Consider the following 19,097-nt stretch of genomic DNA (forward strand, 5'->3'; position numbering starts at 1 on the left):
GACAGCAATGAAGGAGGTGTGCATCAAACCCGGGGTGGTTCAGATCCTTCACAGGTCTGCGGCTCGGGAGGAGGATCTGAGGTAGGGGCAGAGAGACTTGGATGATGTAGCGCGCCGTTGGGGCGGTGGCCGGCGGGTGGCTGTCATGCCGGATCATCGGGTGCGTGAGGTGGTGCGGGTCTGGTCGGCGTGTGACGTCCGGGGGACGGAATGTCTGTGGAAGCCCATGTGGTGAAGGAGGCCTGGCTCGATCGTGCGCTCAAGAGCGCGGGGATCGATCGAGCGACGTGGCGGCCGGCCCGTGGCTTCGCCGCGAACCGGCGGACGGTCGAGGCTGTCTATGACTACTACGGCAAACTGTTCGTCGAGCACTCGCACCTCGAGTGGGCTGGGATGGCGAGCCTGATCGGCCCGTCGTTCTACGCCGGATTCAAGGATCTCGGATTTCTTCCCGATACCGCCCGCAAGATGGCCATGGCTCTGTTCGGGCGGCCGATCAGACGCCTCACCGAGCACAGCGTGGCCGATCTGGGATTCTATGCCACGACGTTCCTCCGGATGCAGCGAAAGATCTTCGAGGACCAGGCGACGATGCACGAGGCATACGTCGCCGGCGGTCTGCCCAAGATCCAGGAGCTCTACCAGCTGCGCATCATCGATGTGGCCACTCTCGAGGCCTGGCGGGACATCGACCGCGGTCAGGCGACGAACGATGCGACGCTCATCGATCGCGGCAACCGCACCCTGCTGTTCCGCGAGCAGTTCGACATCATCGACCGTTTCTACCTCCAGATGCTGCGGCACGATCGGCCGGAGGGCGCGCTGTTCACGTATCTGCTGACGCTCGCCGGGGCACCATCGATACCCGGCGTCCACTCCTTCCCCGAGCGGTTCCCATTCGCGCTGGTCGCGCGCCTGCCGCGAGGCGTGATAAGCCTGCGGACACCGCTGGCCAACGGGAACATCGCCGTGTTCGCCAACCGCTGGAAGCTGATCGAGGACGACACGCTGCCGAAGTACCTCGCGTTCGTCCGGGACCATGCGGATGAGGCACGCAAGCTGGCCAGCACCCCGGTGTCCGAGCGCGCGGTCGGCCAGCGGCTCCTCGAACGCGCCGGCCGCCTCATCGCCGGCGCTTTCACACGGTGGGACGTGGACGTCAGCGCCGGACGAACTGGAGACGTCTCCGCGATCCCACCGACGAAGCCACTGACTCAGGCCTTGACCGAGGATCGGACGATCGATCTGAGGAGCCCACCTAGCCGCGACTCAGCCGGGTTCGACGCGGACGCGGACAGCCGGGTCTGGATGAATCCAAACCGCCAGCCATTTGATCTCAGCGTGCTGCTGCCAGGCGGGCGGGTGTACCGCGCGCGGGCGGCGGAGGCGGTGATGCTGTGTTCGACAGCGGTGAGCGATCCCGACCGGCTGATGGTGCAGCCACCGGCGACCGGTCTCGACCCCGATGCCACCCAGCGGCTCATCGCCGAGTACGCAGCCGAGTGGGGCTTCCCCGCCACCGCTGCAACGGATTGGCGTGCCGGAGTGGACCGCCGCGTCAGAACCGACCGCAGCTACAGCACCCATGTGTTCACGCCCAAGGATGTCGGCTTCGTCCACCTCGAATTCCAGGTCTCCCACCACGTGGCGGAGGGCACGTTCGTGGTGTCGACCTTGTTTTCCTGGCCCGGCACAGTCCACGCCACCGATTAGGCGACACATGCAGGTATACGACCAGGTCGCTTCTGTTCAGGTTGCTCATTTGGTCGCGCCCAAGACCGTCTCGGTCGTGCTCTTTAGGCGTCGTCGCAATGGGAACGAGGCGCACACTGGCCCAAAGACCTGGCTTTTGCTCGACCTGCTGGGACGGGGCGACGGCCGGCGGCTAGCGACCCGCAGCCTGCCAATCAGCGGATTCAGGGGTCGAGTTCCTGGCGGCGCACGTAAGCACCGGTCGTAGCCTTGGCGACCATCTGCTGCGGTTGTCCACCCAGGTACCGGCCGCAAACGCTCATGTCCCCGCACGTTGACCACGGTTGGTGGTGTCAGCGAGCCGGGAGGTCGACAGGTGGCGTTTGCGAAAGATCAGTGGACGAGAGCCGTCAAGCAGGCCGATGGGACGGTCCAGCGGGAGCGGAATGAGAAGCGGTGGGGGCGTGGGAAGCGGTGGCTTGGGGTCTGGCTCGACCCGAGCGGGGTGGAGAGGTCGAAGGCCTTCGACACCAAGGTCCAGGCGACCCGGTATGCCAACGCGATGGAGACCGACATCGCGCGTGGGGAGTACATCGATCCGCAGGCTGGGAAAGCTCGGTTCGGTCCCCTGTCCCAGCGATGGTTGACGTCGCGCATCGCTGATCCGAGCACCTTGATCAGATACGAGACGGCACTTCGGCTGCATGTCGATCCGGTGTTTGGGCGCCGGCAGTTGAGCAGTATCAAGCCATCCGAGATCGCGGGCTGGCTGGCGGACCTCGACGGGCGGTTCGGTCCGGCGACGGCGCGTACAGCGTTCGTCGTACTGCACGGCACGCTTGAGCTTGCCGTGGACGACGACACGATCAAGCGCAATCCGGCCAAGGCTCGAGTGGTGAAGGTGCCATCACCGAAGGGCGGGAAGGTCACCGTTTGGAGCGACGAGACGGTGCAGAGGATTGTCGAGCACCATCCGGTGCAGTACCGACCGATCCCCATCGTCGCCGCAGCGACGGGGTTGCGTCAGGGCGAGCTCTTCGGGCTCGCTGAGGAGGACATCGACTTCGACGAGATGGTCATCCACGTGCGACGACAGGTGAAGATGCTCGGGAGGCACTTCGTCTTCGCTCTACCGAAGAACGACAGAGAGCGAACCGTGCCGATGTCCGAAGGCGCGGCGCAGACGCTCCGAGACCACATCGACGCCACCGGACCGCGGCCATACACCCTGCCGTGGGAGAAGTCTGACGGGAAGCCGCTGGCCGCGAAGATCCTCTTCAGCCGGCGGAATGGCCAACACATCCGGTCACGGGCCTGGGACGAGTGCGCCTGGAAGCCGATACTCGCCAAAGTCGGGGTGATCCCGCCGCCAACTCGCAACGCGCGAGGACAGCTCCAGTACCTGACCAACCGGGACACCGGCATCCACGCACTGCGCCACTACTACGCGAGCATCTCGCTGGCGGACGGAGTCAACATCAAGGAACTCGCCGAGTATCTCGGCCACGGAGACCCTGGGTTCACCCTTCGGCTTTATACCCACATGCTGCCGTCATCACATGACCGATCGCGGAAGGCCATCGACTCTCGTTTGAGCCGGCTGTTCTCGATCGCGGCTCACGGAGCAGTGACGGAGCAGGCCCCGGTGCAGCACCTCGCGGACCATGACCTGCAGCCCCCGGACTCAGAGCACCAACTTGACCTCTGACCTGCGGAAACGTGCCTCAGCAGAGGCATCACGAAGGACGTCCGAGCATGCTTCCGGACAATTTTCGCGGAGAAGTTCCAGTTCTACGCCGAGGACTCCGCCCGCTTCACCGGCGACCGCGACCTCACCAAGGTCCGCGAGCTGAACCCTGGTTTGCAGTCCCTCGAAGCCTGGCTCACCAAGCACAAGCACGACTTCAAGCTCGAGCCGACGCTCTAAGCCAACTGGTGCGAGGGCAGCTCGACGAGCTGCCCTCGAACCAGTCGCCCGTGCTCACGAAATCGCGACGCTGACCGTCGTTGCTCGGCTACTTGTCGAAGTACAACATGCATCATGCCCCTGCTCGGCGCAATGCAGCTGACGCGGCTCGGGCGGCGCCGGCGCGCCCACAGGTTGACTCCATCTCGCACCACGAACCGCACCACGAATCGACGGAGCAGGCCGCCGATGCCAACGGCAGATGAAACGACCATGTGGCGGCAACTCGCAGCCCCTGGAACCGTGGAGACTTCCACGCCTGGCTGGTGATCAATCAGCCGGCGTTGGAGTCGAGCAGGTATGTCGTCAACCGGTCGTGGCGCCGCTGCCGCAGTCGGCCGGCCACCCACAATCCGAGCCATCCGACCACGAGCGCCGTCGCGCAGATCATCAGGGCGTCTGCGACGAACTGCGGCTGCGTCAGCTGACGCTCGGGTGCCTCGAAAAGCCACCGTGCCGCGACAATCGACGGGAGGATGAGCGTCGCCGCGATCGCCGGCACGACCAGGTACGGAGCGACCAACAGGATCCCCCAGCGTATCGTCGTCCGCCGATCGCTTCGATGCTGCCGGCGCCATCGCAGCGGTCGCGGGTTGTACGGGAACACGAGGCCGAGCCAGGCTGCCACGGGCAGGATCCCGAGCGGCAGGATCACCAGAACAACGGAGGCGGCGACGACCTTGACGGGGTGCTGGCCCTGGACGCCGATGACGAGAGCGATCAGAGCGCACGGTAGCCCAACGAGGGATGCGAGCACGAGGCAGCGGGCGGTGAGCCCAGTCCGGAACGCCGCGCCATCGTTCAGGACTGACATCGCCTTGCTGCGATCCTGGCCCACGACGTTTGTGGACGGCGTATCCGCAAGCATCCAGGTAGCCAAGAGGACCGGAAAGGCCAGCGGCCCGTGCAAGGCAAACAGCCAGTCGTGAACCTGAGGCGGCAGGAGGAACCAGGCCGCCGTCATCAGCAGCGCGTTGCCGATCAGCGCGGCCGGCAGCTCCCACGGCGGCCGGAACACACGGCGGTACGTCTCCGTCACCGCACGCCTCAAGGACACGTGCCCGAGCGCTGAGGGACCTCGCATGCTACGCATCATGCCGCTGCCGACCTGGATGACGCCATCACGGACGGATCAGCGGCTATCGGCCGTCGAAGTCGAAGCTGATGCACGGCGGACAGTGAGCTCGCCAACCCGTGCCTGCGATGCGCTCCCCGCAGCCCGGCCCGCGCGCCGAAGGCGCCAGATCGGACACACGCGCGGGGACTGCCCTGTAGCGGTCGAGCAACCAGCGCAGGCAGCCTGGACTCCGCCCGCTTCACCGGCGACCGCAACCTCAACATGGTCCGCGACCTCAACCCCGCCCGCCAGTCTTTCGAGGATTGGCTCACCAAGCGCAAGCACGACTTCAAACTCGAGCCGACGCTGTAGAACACAAGTCCGAGGGCAGCTCGCCGAGTTGCCCTCGAACCGGTCGGTCCATGCCCACCAAGTCGCGACGTAGCCTGGGAAGCTGTGACGACGAGTGTCGAGTTCACCGAGCTCACCGGGACGTACCGCCGCGAGTTGCTCGCGCATTGCTACCGCATGCTCGGTTCGATCGACGAGGCCGAGGACGTGGTCCAGGAGACCTACCTTCGGGCGTGGCGGTCGTACGACGGCTTCGAGGGCCGGTCATCGGCGCGGACGTGGCTGTATCGCATCGCCACGAACGCCTGCCTGACCGCGATCGAGCGCCGGGGCCGCCGGCCGCTGCCATCGGGTCTCGGCGCACCGAGCACCGACCCGGACGTGCCATTGGTGGCCGGACCGGAGGTGGCGTGGCTTCAGCCGTACCCGGACGTTCTCCTCGGTGACCTCCCCGACGACCCCGCGGCGGTGGCGATGTCGCGAGCGGGGATCCGGCTCGCGTTCGTCGCCGCGTTGCAACATCTCTCGGCCCGGTCCCGCGCCGTACTGATCCTGCGCGATGTCCTGCAGTGGTCGGCTGCCGAGGTTGCCGAGTTGCTGGGGATAACCCCGACCGCCGTGCACAGCGCGCTGCGGCGGGCTCGTGCCGATGTGGCCCGGTCGACGCCGGTCGTCGACGACGTCGCGGAGCCGGGCGAGGCGGAGCGGCGTGGACTCGTCGAGCGGTTCGCGGCAGCGATCGAGCGTGCGGACGTCGCCGCGGTGGCCGAGTTGCTGCGCGCGGACGCCACCCTGGAGATGCCGCCACTGCTCACCTGGTTCGCCGGCCGCGATCCGGTGGCCCGCTTCCTCGGCGCCAACCTGCTGCTCGAGCCCGGTGGTCTGCGCACCGTCCGGACCCGGGCCAACGATCAGGACGCGCTGGGCGTGTACTCACGCGGTCCCGATGGCGTCCACCGCGCGCACGCGGTGATCGTGCTGACCGTCTCTCCCGCCGGGATCACGCACATGGTCGCGTTCCAGGACCCCGGCCTGTTCCCGGCGTTCGGACTGCCGTCCGAATAGAAGTTTCGCTGCGCACGACGAATCGGCGGACCGGCGCGGGTCTGTCTGTGTGGGCCGTCCGACGACGGGCGGCCGCACAGCAGACGGAGGACGCAATGCGCAAGCTCATCGCCGCCATGAAGATGTCGCTCGACGCGAAGGTGGAAGGCCCGGACGGCACCGCCGACTGGGTCGAGGCATGGTCGGAGGACTACGGCCTGACGCCGCAGATCGACGCCTGCCTGCTCGGCGGAGGTATGTACCCCGGCTACGAGACGTACTGGACCGGGATCCAGACCAAGCCGGAGACGCCAGTGTGGCTCACCGGCGAGCCGCCGACGCCGGCCGAGCGGGACTGGGCCGACCTCATCAAGCAGACACCCCACTACGTGCTGTCCAGCACGCCGAAGACCACGTCGTGGCCGAACACGAAGTTCCTGCGTTCGATCGACGACGTGGCCGCACTAAAGGAGCAACCGGGCAAGGGCATCTACCTCGTCGGTGGAGCGCGCATCACGGCGTCCCTGATCGACGTCGGCCTGGTCGACGAGCTGCGGTTGATCACGTACCCGCTCGTCGCCGGTACGGACAGCACCGCGCTGTTCGCGACCTCACCACGCCGCAGTGCCGAGCTGCTCGACGTACGGCAGCTCGACCGTGGCAAGGTGGCACTGACCTACGGATTCGCCTCATGACAGCTGCGGACAACAGCCAGGTGGTCGCCGAGTTCCGCGCGAACGGCGGCCGATTGGGCGGGCCCCTGGCTGGTACGCCCGTCCTGCTCCTGCACCACGTGGGGGCGCGAACCGGTACGCGGCGGGTCACGCCCTTGGTGTATTCCTGCCATGCCGGCGACCGCGTGGTCGTCGTCGCGTCCAACGGAGGCGAGCCGAGCGATCCCGCCTGGCTGCACAATCTCCGGACGCATCCGGACGCCGCAGTCGAGATCGGCTCCGACGTCGTTGCGGTGCACGCGGCAGAAGCGGGCGGGGTCGAGCGCGACGACCTCTGGCAGGAGGTGGTGGCCCGCTACCCGGATGTCGGACGGTTCGGCTCGCGGACAGACCGCCCGATCCCGCTGGTCGTCCTGCGGCGAATCCCAGCGCCGCCCACCGCGGCGACTCTCGCGTAGTGGTCGATCAGGACGGCCAGGTGAAGTACTTGCAGACGGGCGCGACCGTCGGGGTGACTGTCGTCGTCGTGCCGTCGCGGGAGGTCTTGGTGTACGGAAGCGTGCACTCCCGGGTGTCCGGGGGATCGGTGGTCGCGTAGACCTGCCGGTCGTTCGCGTCGTACCCGCGGACAACGTAGTCCTTGCGCGCGGGATCGTCCGCGTCGTAGGGACCCCACTTCGTGCGGCCCTCGGTGGGTGCGAACCAGAACCCGTCCTGGAGAACGGCCTCGACCTCCGGCTTTCCCTTCGGCTGGACCGTCACCCGGACCACCGGGGCCGTGTAGACGCCGCCGTTGCGGGCGAACCCGAACACGGGTCCGCCCAGCAGCATGGCCTTCGTTCCGAACCTGACGCTCGACTCACTGATCACCCCGCCCGCGGTGCGGCTGCAGAACCAGTAGGCCGGCTCGCTCCTGGGCTTGATGTTCTTCGGCCCCTTGTTGTAGACCTGCTCGCCGGACCCCATCAGCCAGGTGGTGACGATCTTCGGATCCTTCACGCCGGTGATCTCGAAGGCCCGCACCGTCTTGTAGTCCTGGAACGGGTGCTTGATGCCGTTGGCGGTGATCCGGTTGGCCTCGGCCTCGCATTGCGCCCGCAGTGCCTTGGTCTCGGCGGTCGACAGCTCCCGGGTAGCAGGCTGCGGGTGCGCCGACCCGGCCGGCGTGACGGCGTCGTCGTGCTTCAGTACCTGTACGCCGACCGCGAGGCCGGCCACCACCGTGAACACCGCCGCGGCCGCGGTCAGCGGCACCCACGGGCGGCGCGGCGTACGGGATTCCTCGGTCTCGATCGCCGCCAGCAGGTCGGCGCGGCGTTTCTCGTGCTGCCCGGGTGGCAGCGGCCGGTCGGGCCGGCGGGTGAGCAGATCCGTCATGGCAGGTTCTCCAAGGCTTCGGTCCGCACGGCCTCGTCCGGGACAGCGAGGCTGAGCTCGCGAAGATGTTTGCGCGCGCGGGCCAGCCGCGACTTCACGGTGCCGAGCGGTACGTCGAGGGCGACGGCCGCGGACTGCGGATCGAGGCCGGTCCAGAAGCAGAGCTCGACGATCTCGCGTTCGTGCCGCGGCAGTTTGCGCAACAACGACCGCAACTGCCTGGCCTCGCGCTCGTCGTCGATCCGCGCCGCGACCCGGTCGGCATGGTCGGGCTCGTCCGTCGCCGGCACCTGCCGGGAGGTGTTGAGCCATCGGAACCGCTGTTTGCGTTTCTCGTTGCGGATCACGTAGTCGGCCGTCCGCAGCAGCCATGGCAACGCGGAGTCGTGGACGAGGACCACGTCACCGCGTCGGCGCCACGCGTGCAGGAACACCGACGAGGTGAGGTCTTCGGCATCGCTCCAGGAGGCGATCCGGCGGAAGACGAAGTTGTAGACCGTCCTGGCGTGCCGGTCGAACAGGACGCCGAAGGCCTCCGACTCCCCGTCCACCGCGCGCCGCCACAGCTCGCGATCGCTCATCGTCGCCGGCAACCCATCCGATCCCCCCAGCACCACCACCGTCACTCCGCCACCTCCAGATCGTCCCCCACGAGGGGCTCTCACCGGATATATGTCGCGACCCTCGAATCGGGGTTCCTGCAGCCGTGAGAGTGCCGGTCGAGGCGGGCGCCAGTACGCCGAACGCAACCATCGCGAAGGTCGTCGGGAGCAGCTCGAGGAGCTGCCCCCGAATCGGTTTCAGTGCTGGATGCCGGCATGGGAGGGTTGCCGTCAGGCGGCGTCGAGGGCTTGGGTGATTTTGCGGATCATTTCGGTCATGGCGGGGCCGGTTCCGCCGCGCTCGGCGCGGGCGCCGGCGTCGATCGAGGTGATGACGGTGCTGCGGAAGTTGGCGGCCTCGGCCGGGTCCTGCTGCTTGAGCAGGCTCATGGATGTCGTCAGGGCCGGCAGTACCTTGTCGGCCAGCTCGGCAGTGGACTTGCCGTTCAGTTTCACGCCCTTCTGCTTCTCGGCGAGCGCGTGCCCGACCGGGCCGGTCGCGGAGGCCAGGGCGAGGGCGCCGGCGACGGCGACCTTGCCGGCCGATTTCACGCCGGCGGCGGCGATGAGCGCGACAGCGCCGTGCGCGGCGGTCGCCAGGGTGAGCTTGTCCTGGTCGGTCAGGGTGATCGAGGGAGTGCTGTTGTTCGTCATGCAGACAACCATCCCGGTCTGCCCTGACACCACTCCGCCGCCAGCCTGACACGACCTGGCCACCCTCCCGGTCGGGTGTCAGTGAGAGGCTGATGGAGTTGGGGCAGCAGTCGATCGACGAGGAGGACCTCGATGGATCCGAGCGGTGTGAACAAGTCGGGAACTGTCTCGACACCGGTTCTGGACATCGCCTACGACGCAGCAGGGCCGGCAGACGGTCCAACCGCCGTACTCCTCCATGGCTTCCCCTACGACGTGCGTTGCTACGACGAGGTGGCCTCGGTCCTCGCCGATGCGGGGATGCGCGTTGTGGCCCCGTACCTCCGGGGATTCGGGCCAACCCGCTATCGCAGCGCGGACATCATGCGCTCCGGTCAGCAGGGCGCGCTCGGCCAGGATCTGCTCGACCTGCTTGACGCACTCGAGATCGAACGGGCCGTCGTGGGCGGCTTCGACTGGGGCGGCCGGGCGGCCTGCATCGCTGCGGCCGTGGCGCCTGAGCGGGTCACCGGCCTGGTCACCGTGGGCGGGTACAACATCCAGGACATCGCCCGGTCCGCCGAGCCCGCGCCGCCGGAAGCCGAGAGCGCTGCCTGGTACACGCACTACTTCCTCACCGAACGCGGACGCGCCGGACTGGAACGCTACACCGACGAGCTCTGCGGGCTCTTGTGGCGGCAGTGGTCGCCCACTTGGACAAACTGTGCCGCCGCCTTTGCTGCGACCTCGCCCAGCTTGCACAATGCCGACTTCGTCGCCACCGTGATCCACTCCTACCAGCACCGTCGCGGCGCGGCCCACGGCGACCCCCGCTACGACCACCTCGAGAAGCTGCTGGCGACCACGCCCGCCATCACCGTGCCGACCATCGCGCTCGACGCCCTCGCCGACGGCCTCGGCGCCGACGACTCGAGTGTCGACGCGCCGCTGTTCACCGGCGGTTTCGATCGGCGCGAACTGTCAGGCATCGGGCACAACCCGCCGCAGGAGGCTCCGGAAGCGTTCGCCCGCGCGGTCCTGGACGCCGCCGCATATGAATGAGCCGCCTGGTCAGGCTGGGTCGGGGAGGCCAAGCACGGCGCCGAGGCGGGCTAGCTGGTGATCGAGGTGGCCGGCGAACTGGGTGACGGTATTGGTGAACTGGCCGAACAGTTCGAGGCTCACCAGGCCACACAGCGAGGAGAACGCCAGTAGACCGCGGGCGAGCACCTCTGGGGCCAGGTCGCCGGGCAAGCCTGGGCGCAGCCGGTCCAGTTCGCGGTGGAGTGCGGCTGTCATCGGGGGATCCTCGGGCGTCGGCTTGAGCTTTGCGTCGGCGAGCAGGCGGAGTACCAGGAGGGGTACGCGGCTTCCGGCGGCTGTGGTCCGCTCCGGGGGCGCGTGATAGCCGGGGACCGGGCTGCCGTAGAGCAAGGCCCATTCGGCTGGGTTCGCGACCGCCCAACGGCGTACCGAACGGCCGATGGCCAGCCAGCGGCGACCCAGGTCGTCGCGGCGGCAGCGGGACTCCGCCGCCTCCACGGCGTCGCCGAAGGCGTTGTACGACTCCTCGATCAGCAGTGTCAGCAGCTCGTCCCGGCTCGGCACGTAGCGGTAGATCGCCGACGAGACCAGGCCGAGCTCGCGAGCGACCGCCCGCAGGGACAGGGCGGCGGCGCCCTCCCTGGCGAGCTGCTGGTGCGCGATCCGGAGGATGTCGGCCATCGTCTGCCGGTGCTGGCGCTGCCGTGCGGTCTCCGTCATTGCCTCATTGTCGTCGCGGCCGAGAGCGGTGGCAACTTTCGAGAGCAGTGCTCTTGTTTTCTCAGCTGGAATCGCCCACACTGGAAGCAAGAGAGAGCACCGCTCTCGGAAATGTGAGGAGCGTACGACGATGGACGAGATCTGGCGCTGGAGCAATCTCGGCGTGGCCTTCGGGATGGAGCTCGCCGGCCTCGGCATCTTCGCCTGGTGGGGCTGGCGCACCGGCGACCACCTCGCGCTGCGGGTGTTGCTGACGATCGGTCTGCCGGTGACCGCGGCGATCGTGTGGGGCCTGTTCGCCGCACCGACTGCGGACTACGGCAGCCCAGTGGTGACGACCATCGTCAAGATCGCGTTCTTCGGCCTGGCCGGCCTGGCGTTGTGGAGCCTCGACCACCGGGTCGTGGCCGCCACCTTCGTCCTCACGGTCGCCGCGAACCTCCTGATCATCCACGCCGCGAACCTCAGCCCTGACACCCCACGGGCGGCAGTGACCACCACCAACTGACCGCACAGCACCAACACAAACGATCGCTTCACGAACCCTGACCTTTGGACGGTCAAGGGTTCGTGGCGATTGCCTTCTCCTCCAGGCCTATCCAGGCGGCGGACCGCGTCGAAGGACACTCGACGGCCGGTGGATGCCGGTGGTCACTGGACAAGGAGGAACAGTCATGAGTGACGCCACACGCCGCGGATTCCTGGTGTTCGCGGGCGCCGGAACCGCGGCCGCGGTCGGTGCGGTCGCAGCACCCAAGATCTTCGGTGAGCATTCCGCGGATGCCGCGAAGCCGCTGGAGCCGGCCGAGCTGGCCACCGCGGAGTCGTTCGTCGTCCACGTCAAGGACGTGCAGAAGGGACAGCTGGCGATCCTGGTCGACCAGCGCGAGGTCCTGGTCACCGATCGCGAGCTCGCCGCTCGCCTGGCCGGCAAAACCACAGCCTGAGGAAGGAAACTGTCATGTCTTCGCACCGCGAAGCGCCGGAGATCTCGAAGGACCCGGTCGCCGACAACACCGACGTGTACGCGTTCGTGTCCCCGGACAAGCCGGACACGGTCACGATCATCGCCAACTTCATCCCGTTCCAGAACCCGTACGGCGGCCCGAACTTCTACGAGTTCGGCGACGACGTGCTCTACCAGCTACACATCTCCAACAGCGGCACGGGCCACGCCGACATCAGCTACCAGTTCCGCTTCCAGGCCAAGATCCGGAACAAGAAGACGTTCCTGTACAACACCGGCCCGATCACCTCGCTCAAGGACCCGACCTGGAACCGCCCGCAGTTCTACTCGGTCACCCGTGTCGAGAACGGCCGGTCCCGGATCCTCGCGCGTGACCTGGCCGCTCCCCCGGTCAACGTCGGAGTCCGCAGTACGCCGAACTACGCCAAGCTGGCGCGGACGGCGATCCACACCATCGGCCGCAACCGCCAGGTCTTCGCCGGTCAGCGCGCCGACGGGTTCTTCGCCGACCTCGGGAGCATCTTCGACCTCGGCACGCTGCGGCCGTTCCAGATGGCCCACCTGATCCCGTCCGCCGCTGCGATGGGTGTGAACGGGCTGCAGGGATCCAACGTGCACACGATCGCGCTCCAGGTCCCGATCAGCGATCTGACCCGCGACGGCAAGACTCCCAAGGACGTGCTGGATCCGAAAGCCGTCATCGGTGTCTACGCCACCGCGAGCCGTCAGCAGTCCCGGATCCTCGACGACCTGGGCGGCGCTCCGATCTGGCACGGCCCCTTCAAGCAGATCTCCCGGCTGGGCAACCCACTGTTCAACGAGGTCATCGTGCCGATGGCCGCGAAGGACAAGTGGAACACCCGCGCCCCCAAGGACGACAAGGCCTTCGCCCAGTACGTCACCAAGCCGGAGCTCGCCGGACTGCTGCCGGTGCTCTACCCGGGTGTGTTCCCGCGGCTGGCGGCGTACAAGAAGGCCAGGGCCGATCTGGCCGCGATCCTGCTGACCGGTATTCCGAAGGGCGTCGTTCCCGGCTTCCAGAACTTCACCGGCCCGGTCCAAGCCGACATGCTGCGGCTGAACGTCGCCGTACCGCCGGCGAAGAAGCCGAATCCGCTGGGCCTGGTCGCAGGCGACGCCGCCGGCTTCCCCAACGGGCGTCGGGTCTTCGACGACGTCGTCACCGTCGAACTCCGCGCGATCGCCGGCCTCACGATTCCGCTGGTCGATCCCGGCTTCAAGCCCGACGACGCGGCCGGGGCGATCAAGGACGGTACGTCGAACACGAACTCCGACTACCTCACCTGGTTCCCGTACCTCGGTACGCCGGCCGGCGGCTACTCGTCCACGCCCGGTCTGCCCGCAGTGTCATGACCAGGCCGCTCACGAACGCCGAGGAGAATCCCCACGCCGGCAAGGGTTCCTCGGTCCTGCTCGATATCGGTGACGGCGTCGGCGCGATCGTCGTCACCACTCCCGCCGACCTGGACGACGCCGAGATCGAACGCCGCCCGGCCGGGGATCCACCAGCCGCATACGAAGACGAAGAGCGCACCCACGGACATGGACACGGGCGCGCGCACGGGGGCCATCGTCTTCCGCACGTGGCGGTGGTTCCCCGGTCATCCCCCGACGGGCGCCTCGTCCATTCGGCAGTCTTCGCCGACGTCCCCACGGGCCGTTACGAACTGTACGTCCTGCCGGACGGACCCGTCCGCCTCACCGTCGACGTACTCGGCGGCCAGGTCACCGAGGCAACCTGGCCGGACCGGTAACGAACGCACGCCTCAGATGGTGGGTGTCAGACCGCCGTCGATGATGATGTCGGCGCCGATCAGATTGCCGGCGCGATCGCTGGCCAGGAACACCACCACGTCGGCGACCTCCTCGGGCCGCGTGAACCGACCCGAGGGGGACGCGGCCGCGGCCTGGGCCGCGACGTCACCCGGCTGTGCGCCGACCGCACCGCCGACGGTCTCCGCGACGCCTCCCGTGCCCAGCCACAGATCCGTCGCCACCGGGCCGGGGCTGACCGTGTTCACGCGGACGCCGCGTGGCGCGAGCTCCTTGGACAACGACTTGAAGAAGCTCAGCGAGGCGGCCTTGGCAGCGCTGTAGTCGATCACCAGAGGATCCGGAAGCGTCGCGTTCACCGAGCACACGGTGACGATGGCGCCCGCCCGCTCGACCAGGACGGGTACTGCGGCCCGGGTCGTCCGGGCCGCCGACAGCAGGTCGAGAGTCAGCGTCTCGAGCCAGTCCGCATCGGTCACCGAGGTGACTCCGGCCGGCCGTGGCCGAACCGCGCCGACGTTGTTCACCAGAATGTCGAAACCGCCTGCCCGCGAGATCGCCTCGTCCACGAGACGTCCCGGGCCCTCCGCCGTACTGAGATCGACGGCAACGGCCTCGACCGGTAACGAGCCGAGCTCTCCGTCGACGGTCCGGGCGGCCGCGACGACCTTGGCGCCCTCGGCCAGGAGCGCATGTGTCGTCGCCAATCCGATGCCCTTGCTCGCACCGGTGACGAGTGCCGTCTTACCACTCAAGTGAAGATCCATGTCCCCACCATGCGCCATGAGCCGTTCCCCGGACTCCCTAGGGACCTTCTGACGAGCACGGATAGGGAGGACTTCCGATGTGTGGGCCTACCTCAGAGCAGCAGATTCGGGGGCATCGGCAGGTAGACCCGTAGCGGAAGGAAGCAGATGGTCAGCACCGGACGGCCTCGCGTTCTGGTTGTCGGCGGCAAGCTCGCGCAGCTGCGGAAGGCTCGGGAGCTCGGGCTGGAGGTGGTTCTCGTCCAGTTCCCGGACGCGTTCGAGCATTCGTCGTACGTCGATCAGACGCTGCTACTCGATTACGGCGACATCGACCGGCTCCTGCCGTTGGTCCGCGCGTTGCACGAGACGTACCCGTTCCAGGCAGCCGTGTCGCTGTTCGAACTCGGACTGCTGCCGGCGGCGCGGATCAACGAGGCGCTCGGTCTCGGCGGCGAGTCCGTCGCCACCGTGGAACTCCTGCTGGACAAGTGGCGGATGCGCCGGCACCTGGCCGCGAGAGGCATCAGTCCGGTGGCCTCGGCGGTCGGCCGGTCCGGACGGGACGTTCGGGAGTTCGTCCAGGCGCAGGGGCTCCCGATCATCGTCAAGCCGATCCGCGAATCGGGCAGCCTCGGGGTGTTCCGTGTCCGCGACCAGGCCGACGTGGACGTCGTCGCCGAACGGTACCGGTCCCTCGACGACGGGCACTGGGTCATCGGGGACCTGTCCGACGCCGAATCCTTCGACGAGTTCATCATGGAGGAGTTCCTGGACGGCCCGGAGATCAGCGTCGAAACCCTGTCCTTCGACGGCCGGCACGTGGTCGTGGCGGTGACGGACAAGGAGATCGGCGGCTCTGGCTTCGTCGAGATCGGGCACTCGCAGCCCAGCGCCTGCTCGGCGGAGACGCTGGGTGACGTCACCCGGTTGGTGACTGAGTTCCTCGACGCGGTGGGACTGCGCAACGGACCAGCGCACACCGAGGTCAAGCTGACCTCGCGCGGCCCACGAATCGTCGAGTCGCACAACCGCATCGGCGGCGACCGGATCAACGACCTGGCCGAGATCGCCTACGGCGTCGACATGGAGCGGTACGCGCTGGGCGCCGGGTTCGGCCTCGTCGAGCCACTGACCACGTCGCCCGAGGCTCGAGGCGGGGCGGCTGTCCGGTTCCTCACGCCGGAGCCCGGTCGGGTCGTGGAGGTGTACGGCGTCGACGCCGTACGCGCGGACCCGGCGTTCGTCGACCTCCAGTTGAAGGTGGGGCAGGGCGACGTAGTACCGCCGCTGACCTGGGAACGAGGACAAGGTCGGTCACGTCGTCGCCCGCGGTGCAACCGCCACCGAAGCGATCGCCCATGGCAGGCGGCTGGCCGCGGCGATCCGCGTGCGCACCGACCCCATCGCGTGAGCTCCGCGCCGCCGGACCGGTCGGACGTCGGCGAGCCGCGATTCCGCGACGCGCTGCGCAGCCTGCCCGGCCGGGTGTGGATCATCAGCCTCGGCATCCTCGTCAACCGGGTCGGCAACTTCCTGCCCGTGTTCATCGTGCTCTACCTGACCGAGCGCGGCTATTCCGCCGGCGCCGCGGGGTTGGTACTGGGCGTGTCCGGTCTGGGCAACGTGCTCGGCAACGCCATCGGTGGTTACCTCGCCGACCGGATCGGCCGGCGGTGGACGATCGTGCTGTCCGCCGTACCCACCGCCGCGCTGACGGCGATCGTGCCTCCCCTCGGGCCACTACCGGCCATCGTCGCGGTGGTCGGTCTCATCGGCGTGACGTCGCAGATCTACCGGCCGGCCGCGGCCGCGGTGCTGCTCGACTCCGTTTCGACCAACCAGCAACGGCTCGCCGCCTTCGCGGTGTTCCGGTTCGCGATGAACATCGGCGCTGCCCTGGGCGGCGTCATCGGCGGTGTGCTGGCCAGTACCTCCTATGTGGAGCTCTTCCTGGGCAATGCCGCCGCGTGCCTGCTGTTCGGCGTGGTCGTGGCGGTGCTGCTGCGTGATGCGCCCCACCCGCGGTCCGGCCATGACGATGCGGAAGAACAGGCGGACCAGGTGGTGGGGTACCGGCAGGCGCTCGCCGACCGCGCCCTGGTGCGATTCCTGGTGATGACCCTGGTCGGCGAGTTCGTCTACATCCAGTCCACCGTCGGCCTGCCCCTCCACGTCAGCGACGTGGGTCTGAGCGCGCGCGACTTCGGTCTCCTCATCGGGCTCAACGGTCTGGTGGTACTGGTGCTGGAGCTGCCCACCACCGGCGTGGTCTCCCGGTACCGGCCGGACTACGTACTGGCCATCGGCAACCTGCTGATCGGTGCCGGTCTTGCGCTGACCGGGTTCATGAACGGCATGGTCCTGCTGTCGGCGACGGTGCTGATCTGGACGCTCGGCGAGATGATGTCCAGTTCAGTCGCCGCCGCCTACCTGGGAAGTCTGGCTCCGCCGCGGATGGCCGGGCGCTACCAGGGTCTGTACGGCGTCGCATACACGATCGGCACGGGCGCCGGACCGCTCATCGGCGGCGCCGTGTACGCGATCGGCCCCTGGGCGCTGTGGATCCTGGTCGGTGCTGCCGGGCTGCTCGCCGCGCAGCTTTGTCTGCCACGCCGTACGGCGACCGAACCGGCATCATGACCTAAACGTAGGTCACTGCTCCGCAGCGAAGTCGGCGAGGATCTCGGCGATGAAGGGCTGGGCGTCGCGCACCATGGCGGGATTGCGGGTCCGGTAGTAAGGGATCGCAATCATGACCAGGGACAGGACCCAACCGCGGGCGCGGGCCCAGGTGTCGTGGTCGACGTCCATCGCGTCCCGGAACACCTGTCGTGAGTCGCCCTCGAACAAGTACCACGCCGCCAGGAGATCCCCCGCTGGGTCGGCAGCCCGCGCCGTACCGAAGTCGATGACCGCGGAAAGCTTGCCATCAGCAACCAGTACGTTGCCCGGCATGAGGTCGCCGTGGATCCACCTGGGTGGACCGTCGTACGTGTCCGCGGCCAGCGACGCCTCCCACGCGGAAAGCACGAGTCCGGTGTCGAACTCGTCGCGCAACTCCTCCAGCGCCTCGCGGAAGAGCGTGTCCCGCGGCGCCAGCGGCGTACCCCGGCTGAACGGGTCGTCCGGTGGAACCGGAGCCCCGGCCGTGTCGACCGTCTGCAGACAGTGCACGAACTCGGCGAGCTCGCGCGCCGCGGTCATCGGGTCGGGGAGCTGATCCAACTGGAAGGGCTCGCCCTCCAGCCACCGGTACACGCCCCAGCTGAAGGGATAGCCCGCACCAGGCACACCGAGCGCCAGCGGCTCGGGCACCGCCAGCGGAAGGTGCGGGGACAGCCGCGGCATCCAGGTCAGGTCCTTCTCTACCTGGCCTTGCGTCGACTCGGTTCGAGGTAGCCGGACAGCCAGGTCAGCACCCACCCGGAACGTCACATTGTCCGTGCCCGACGACGTGACGACCTGAACCGGGGCACCGGCCCACTGCGGGAACTGCTCGGCCAGGAGACGCGCCACCAACGACGCGTCGATGTCCACCTCGTCATCGTGCAGCTTCGCGACCTCGGACACGACACGGAGTCTCACACCCACCCGACCGACGGTCAATCGAGTTCCATCGCGAAGCTCAGGGCATGTCAGGCGTCGGACCGCGGCCGGGTCGTGCGCTTCTCGATGCTCTTGCGCGCGGCCTGTTCCGGAGTGAGCGGTACGACGCGTTGGACGAAGACACCGGGCAGGTGGATCGCGTCCGGATCGAGTACGCCGACGTCGACGACCTGCTCGGCTTCGACGATCGTCAACCGGCCGGCCATCGCCGCCACCGGGTTGAAGTTGCGCGCGGCCGCGTGGAACACGCAGTTGCCGGCCCGGTCGGCGACCGCGGCCCGGATCAGCGCGACGTCGGTGACGATCGCCTCCTCGAGGACCATCTCGCGACCGTCGATCGTCCGGACCTCCTTGGCCGGCGACGCCACGGCCACGGTGCCGTCGGGGCCATAGCGCCACGGCAGTCCACCCTCGGCGACGACCGTGCCGACGCCGGTCGGGGTGAAGAACGCGCCGATGCCCGTCCCGCCCGCCCGCAGCCGCTCGGCCAGGGTGCCCTGCGGTGTCAGCTCCACGTGCAGTTCTCCGGCCAGGTACTGACGGGCGAACTCCTTGTTCTCCCCGACGTACGACGCGATCACGCGACCGATCCGGCCTCGTTCCAGTAGCAGGCCGAGGCCGGCGCCGTCGACCCCGCAGTTGTTCGACACCACGGTCAGATCACCGGCGCCCTGCTCGAGCAGCGCCTCGATCAGGAACCAGGGGATGCCGGCCAGCCCGAAGCCGCCGACCGCCAGGCTGGTCCCGTCGGCGATGTCGGCGACCGCCTCGGCCGCTGTCGCGACGACCTTGTCCACACTCATGCGTTCTCCTGACGGTGC

At 68.1% G+C, this 19,097-nt stretch carries 19 protein-coding genes; 11 read left to right on the forward strand and 8 right to left on the reverse strand.

Annotation, left to right across the window (positions count from 1 at the left end):
- Nucleotides 1–210: 210 nt before the first annotated feature.
- The gene (locus ACXC9Q_RS23230; RefSeq protein WP_457058744.1) at nt 211–1,713 is read left to right on the forward strand and encodes a hypothetical protein; all 1,503 of its coding nucleotides are present in this window, start codon (nt 211–213) and stop codon (nt 1,711–1,713) included.
- Nucleotides 1,714–2,068: 355 nt separating this feature from the next.
- A complete protein-coding gene (locus tag ACXC9Q_RS23235) occupies nt 2,069–3,400 on the forward strand; it encodes a tyrosine-type recombinase/integrase (RefSeq protein WP_457058745.1) in 1,332 nt (443 codons plus the stop codon).
- A gap of 532 nt (nt 3,401–3,932) precedes the next feature.
- Here the strand turns inward: ACXC9Q_RS23235 and ACXC9Q_RS23240 are convergent.
- Nucleotides 3,933–4,742, reverse strand: coding sequence for a hypothetical protein (locus ACXC9Q_RS23240; RefSeq protein WP_457058746.1), 810 nt, complete (start codon nt 4,740–4,742; stop codon nt 3,933–3,935).
- A gap of 429 nt (nt 4,743–5,171) precedes the next feature.
- Here ACXC9Q_RS23240 and ACXC9Q_RS23245 point away from each other — a divergent pair, with 429 nt between their 5' ends.
- The 3 genes from ACXC9Q_RS23245 (at nt 5,172) to ACXC9Q_RS23255 (ending at nt 7,242) form a co-directional block, all read left to right on the forward strand.
- Complete coding sequence (locus ACXC9Q_RS23245; RefSeq protein ID WP_457058747.1) at nt 5,172–6,131, forward strand: sigma-70 family RNA polymerase sigma factor; 960 nt, start codon at nt 5,172–5,174, stop codon at nt 6,129–6,131.
- Nucleotides 6,132–6,226: 95 nt separating this feature from the next.
- Nucleotides 6,227–6,805 carry a dihydrofolate reductase family protein gene (locus ACXC9Q_RS23250; RefSeq protein WP_457058748.1) on the forward strand — a complete coding sequence of 193 codons (579 nt, stop codon included), beginning with the start codon at nt 6,227–6,229 and terminating at the stop codon, nt 6,803–6,805.
- The gene (locus ACXC9Q_RS23255; protein WP_457058749.1) at nt 6,802–7,242 is read left to right on the forward strand and encodes a nitroreductase family deazaflavin-dependent oxidoreductase; all 441 of its coding nucleotides are present in this window, start codon (nt 6,802–6,804) and stop codon (nt 7,240–7,242) included. The genes ACXC9Q_RS23250 and ACXC9Q_RS23255 overlap by 4 nt, the downstream gene beginning before the upstream one ends.
- Before the next feature lie 7 nt (nt 7,243–7,249).
- On the opposite strand, the gene ACXC9Q_RS23260 is transcribed toward ACXC9Q_RS23255, so the two are convergent.
- From ACXC9Q_RS23260 to ACXC9Q_RS23270, 3 genes are all read right to left on the reverse strand, one after another.
- Nucleotides 7,250–8,161, reverse strand: coding sequence for a hypothetical protein (locus ACXC9Q_RS23260; RefSeq protein ID WP_457058750.1), 912 nt, complete (start codon nt 8,159–8,161; stop codon nt 7,250–7,252).
- On the reverse strand, nt 8,158–8,742 hold the full coding sequence (locus ACXC9Q_RS23265) for an RNA polymerase sigma factor (RefSeq protein ID WP_457058856.1): 585 nt from the start codon (nt 8,740–8,742) through the stop codon (nt 8,158–8,160). Before ACXC9Q_RS23265 ends, ACXC9Q_RS23260 begins: the two co-directional genes overlap by 4 nt.
- 252 nt (nt 8,743–8,994) lie before the next feature.
- Nucleotides 8,995–9,417 (reverse strand): hypothetical protein, encoded by a 423-nt coding sequence (locus ACXC9Q_RS23270; protein ID WP_457058751.1) that lies wholly within the window; start codon nt 9,415–9,417, stop codon nt 8,995–8,997.
- Nucleotides 9,418–9,549: 132 nt separating this feature from the next.
- On the opposite strand from ACXC9Q_RS23270, the gene ACXC9Q_RS23275 reads away from it, so the two are divergent.
- Nucleotides 9,550–10,458, forward strand: coding sequence for an alpha/beta fold hydrolase (locus tag ACXC9Q_RS23275; protein WP_457058752.1), 909 nt, complete (start codon nt 9,550–9,552; stop codon nt 10,456–10,458).
- Nucleotides 10,459–10,467: 9 nt separating this feature from the next.
- Here the strand turns inward: ACXC9Q_RS23275 and ACXC9Q_RS23280 are convergent, their stop codons facing one another.
- On the reverse strand, nt 10,468–11,160 hold the full coding sequence (locus ACXC9Q_RS23280) for a TetR/AcrR family transcriptional regulator (protein WP_457058753.1): 693 nt from the start codon (nt 11,158–11,160) through the stop codon (nt 10,468–10,470).
- A 130-nt stretch (nt 11,161–11,290) separates the two neighbouring features.
- Here ACXC9Q_RS23280 and ACXC9Q_RS23285 point away from each other — a divergent pair, with 130 nt between their 5' ends.
- The 4 genes from ACXC9Q_RS23285 to ACXC9Q_RS23300 all read left to right on the forward strand — a co-directional run bounded on the left by ACXC9Q_RS23285 (nt 11,291) and on the right by ACXC9Q_RS23300 (nt 13,902).
- Nucleotides 11,291–11,668, forward strand: coding sequence for a YrdB family protein (locus ACXC9Q_RS23285; protein WP_457058754.1), 378 nt, complete (start codon nt 11,291–11,293; stop codon nt 11,666–11,668).
- 166 nt (nt 11,669–11,834) lie between these two features.
- A complete protein-coding gene (locus ACXC9Q_RS23290; protein ID WP_457058755.1) occupies nt 11,835–12,107 on the forward strand; it encodes a twin-arginine translocation signal domain-containing protein in 273 nt (90 codons plus the stop codon).
- 14 nt (nt 12,108–12,121) lie between these two features.
- Nucleotides 12,122–13,501 carry a DUF4331 domain-containing protein gene (locus ACXC9Q_RS23295; protein WP_457058756.1) on the forward strand — a complete coding sequence of 460 codons (1,380 nt, stop codon included), beginning with the start codon at nt 12,122–12,124 and terminating at the stop codon, nt 13,499–13,501.
- A complete protein-coding gene (locus ACXC9Q_RS23300) occupies nt 13,498–13,902 on the forward strand; it encodes a hypothetical protein (protein ID WP_457058757.1) in 405 nt (134 codons plus the stop codon). Before ACXC9Q_RS23295 ends, ACXC9Q_RS23300 begins: the two co-directional genes overlap by 4 nt.
- Before the next feature lie 12 nt (nt 13,903–13,914).
- Here the strand turns inward: ACXC9Q_RS23300 and ACXC9Q_RS23305 are convergent, their stop codons facing one another.
- Nucleotides 13,915–14,688, reverse strand: coding sequence for an SDR family oxidoreductase (locus ACXC9Q_RS23305; RefSeq protein WP_457058758.1), 774 nt, complete (start codon nt 14,686–14,688; stop codon nt 13,915–13,917).
- A gap of 147 nt (nt 14,689–14,835) precedes the next feature.
- Between ACXC9Q_RS23305 and ACXC9Q_RS23310 the strand changes: the two genes are divergently transcribed.
- Nucleotides 14,836–17,310: an MFS transporter gene (locus ACXC9Q_RS23310; RefSeq protein WP_457058760.1), complete on the forward strand. Its 2,475-nt coding sequence runs from the start codon at nt 14,836–14,838 to the stop codon at nt 17,308–17,310.
- 12 nt (nt 17,311–17,322) lie between these two features.
- Here the strand turns inward: ACXC9Q_RS23310 and ACXC9Q_RS23315 are convergent, their stop codons facing one another.
- Together ACXC9Q_RS23315 and ACXC9Q_RS23320 are read right to left on the reverse strand one after the other, a co-directional pair.
- The gene (locus ACXC9Q_RS23315) at nt 17,323–18,240 is read right to left on the reverse strand and encodes an aminoglycoside phosphotransferase family protein (protein ID WP_457058761.1); all 918 of its coding nucleotides are present in this window, start codon (nt 18,238–18,240) and stop codon (nt 17,323–17,325) included.
- A 65-nt stretch (nt 18,241–18,305) separates the two neighbouring features.
- Complete coding sequence (locus tag ACXC9Q_RS23320; protein WP_457058762.1) at nt 18,306–19,079, reverse strand: CoA transferase subunit A; 774 nt, start codon at nt 19,077–19,079, stop codon at nt 18,306–18,308.
- Nucleotides 19,080–19,097 lie beyond the last annotated feature (18 nt).

It is taken from the genome of Kribbella sp. CWNU-51 (genome assembly GCF_054073265.1).

Coding starts and splice junctions, on each gene's coding strand:
- ACXC9Q_RS23230 (WP_457058744.1), top strand. CDS start 211: ATGTCTGTGGAAGCCCATGTGGTGAAGGAGGCCTGGCTCGATCGTGCG.
- ACXC9Q_RS23240 (WP_457058746.1), bottom strand. CDS start 4,742: ATGCGAGGTCCCTCAGCGCTCGGGCACGTGTCCTTGAGGCGTGCGGTG.
- ACXC9Q_RS23250 (WP_457058748.1), top strand. CDS start 6,227: ATGCGCAAGCTCATCGCCGCCATGAAGATGTCGCTCGACGCGAAGGTG.
- ACXC9Q_RS23255 (WP_457058749.1), top strand. CDS start 6,802: ATGACAGCTGCGGACAACAGCCAGGTGGTCGCCGAGTTCCGCGCGAAC.
- ACXC9Q_RS23260 (WP_457058750.1), bottom strand. CDS start 8,161: ATGACGGATCTGCTCACCCGCCGGCCCGACCGGCCGCTGCCACCCGGG.
- ACXC9Q_RS23265 (WP_457058856.1), bottom strand. CDS start 8,742: ATGAGCGATCGCGAGCTGTGGCGGCGCGCGGTGGACGGGGAGTCGGAG.
- ACXC9Q_RS23270 (WP_457058751.1), bottom strand. CDS start 9,417: ATGACGAACAACAGCACTCCCTCGATCACCCTGACCGACCAGGACAAG.
- ACXC9Q_RS23275 (WP_457058752.1), top strand. CDS start 9,550: ATGGATCCGAGCGGTGTGAACAAGTCGGGAACTGTCTCGACACCGGTT.
- ACXC9Q_RS23280 (WP_457058753.1), bottom strand. CDS start 11,160: ATGACGGAGACCGCACGGCAGCGCCAGCACCGGCAGACGATGGCCGAC.
- ACXC9Q_RS23285 (WP_457058754.1), top strand. CDS start 11,291: ATGGACGAGATCTGGCGCTGGAGCAATCTCGGCGTGGCCTTCGGGATG.
- ACXC9Q_RS23290 (WP_457058755.1), top strand. CDS start 11,835: ATGAGTGACGCCACACGCCGCGGATTCCTGGTGTTCGCGGGCGCCGGA.
- ACXC9Q_RS23295 (WP_457058756.1), top strand. CDS start 12,122: ATGTCTTCGCACCGCGAAGCGCCGGAGATCTCGAAGGACCCGGTCGCC.
- ACXC9Q_RS23300 (WP_457058757.1), top strand. CDS start 13,498: ATGACCAGGCCGCTCACGAACGCCGAGGAGAATCCCCACGCCGGCAAG.
- ACXC9Q_RS23305 (WP_457058758.1), bottom strand. CDS start 14,688: ATGGATCTTCACTTGAGTGGTAAGACGGCACTCGTCACCGGTGCGAGC.
- ACXC9Q_RS23310 (WP_457058760.1), top strand. CDS start 14,836: ATGGTCAGCACCGGACGGCCTCGCGTTCTGGTTGTCGGCGGCAAGCTC.
- ACXC9Q_RS23320 (WP_457058762.1), bottom strand. CDS start 19,079: ATGAGTGTGGACAAGGTCGTCGCGACAGCGGCCGAGGCGGTCGCCGAC.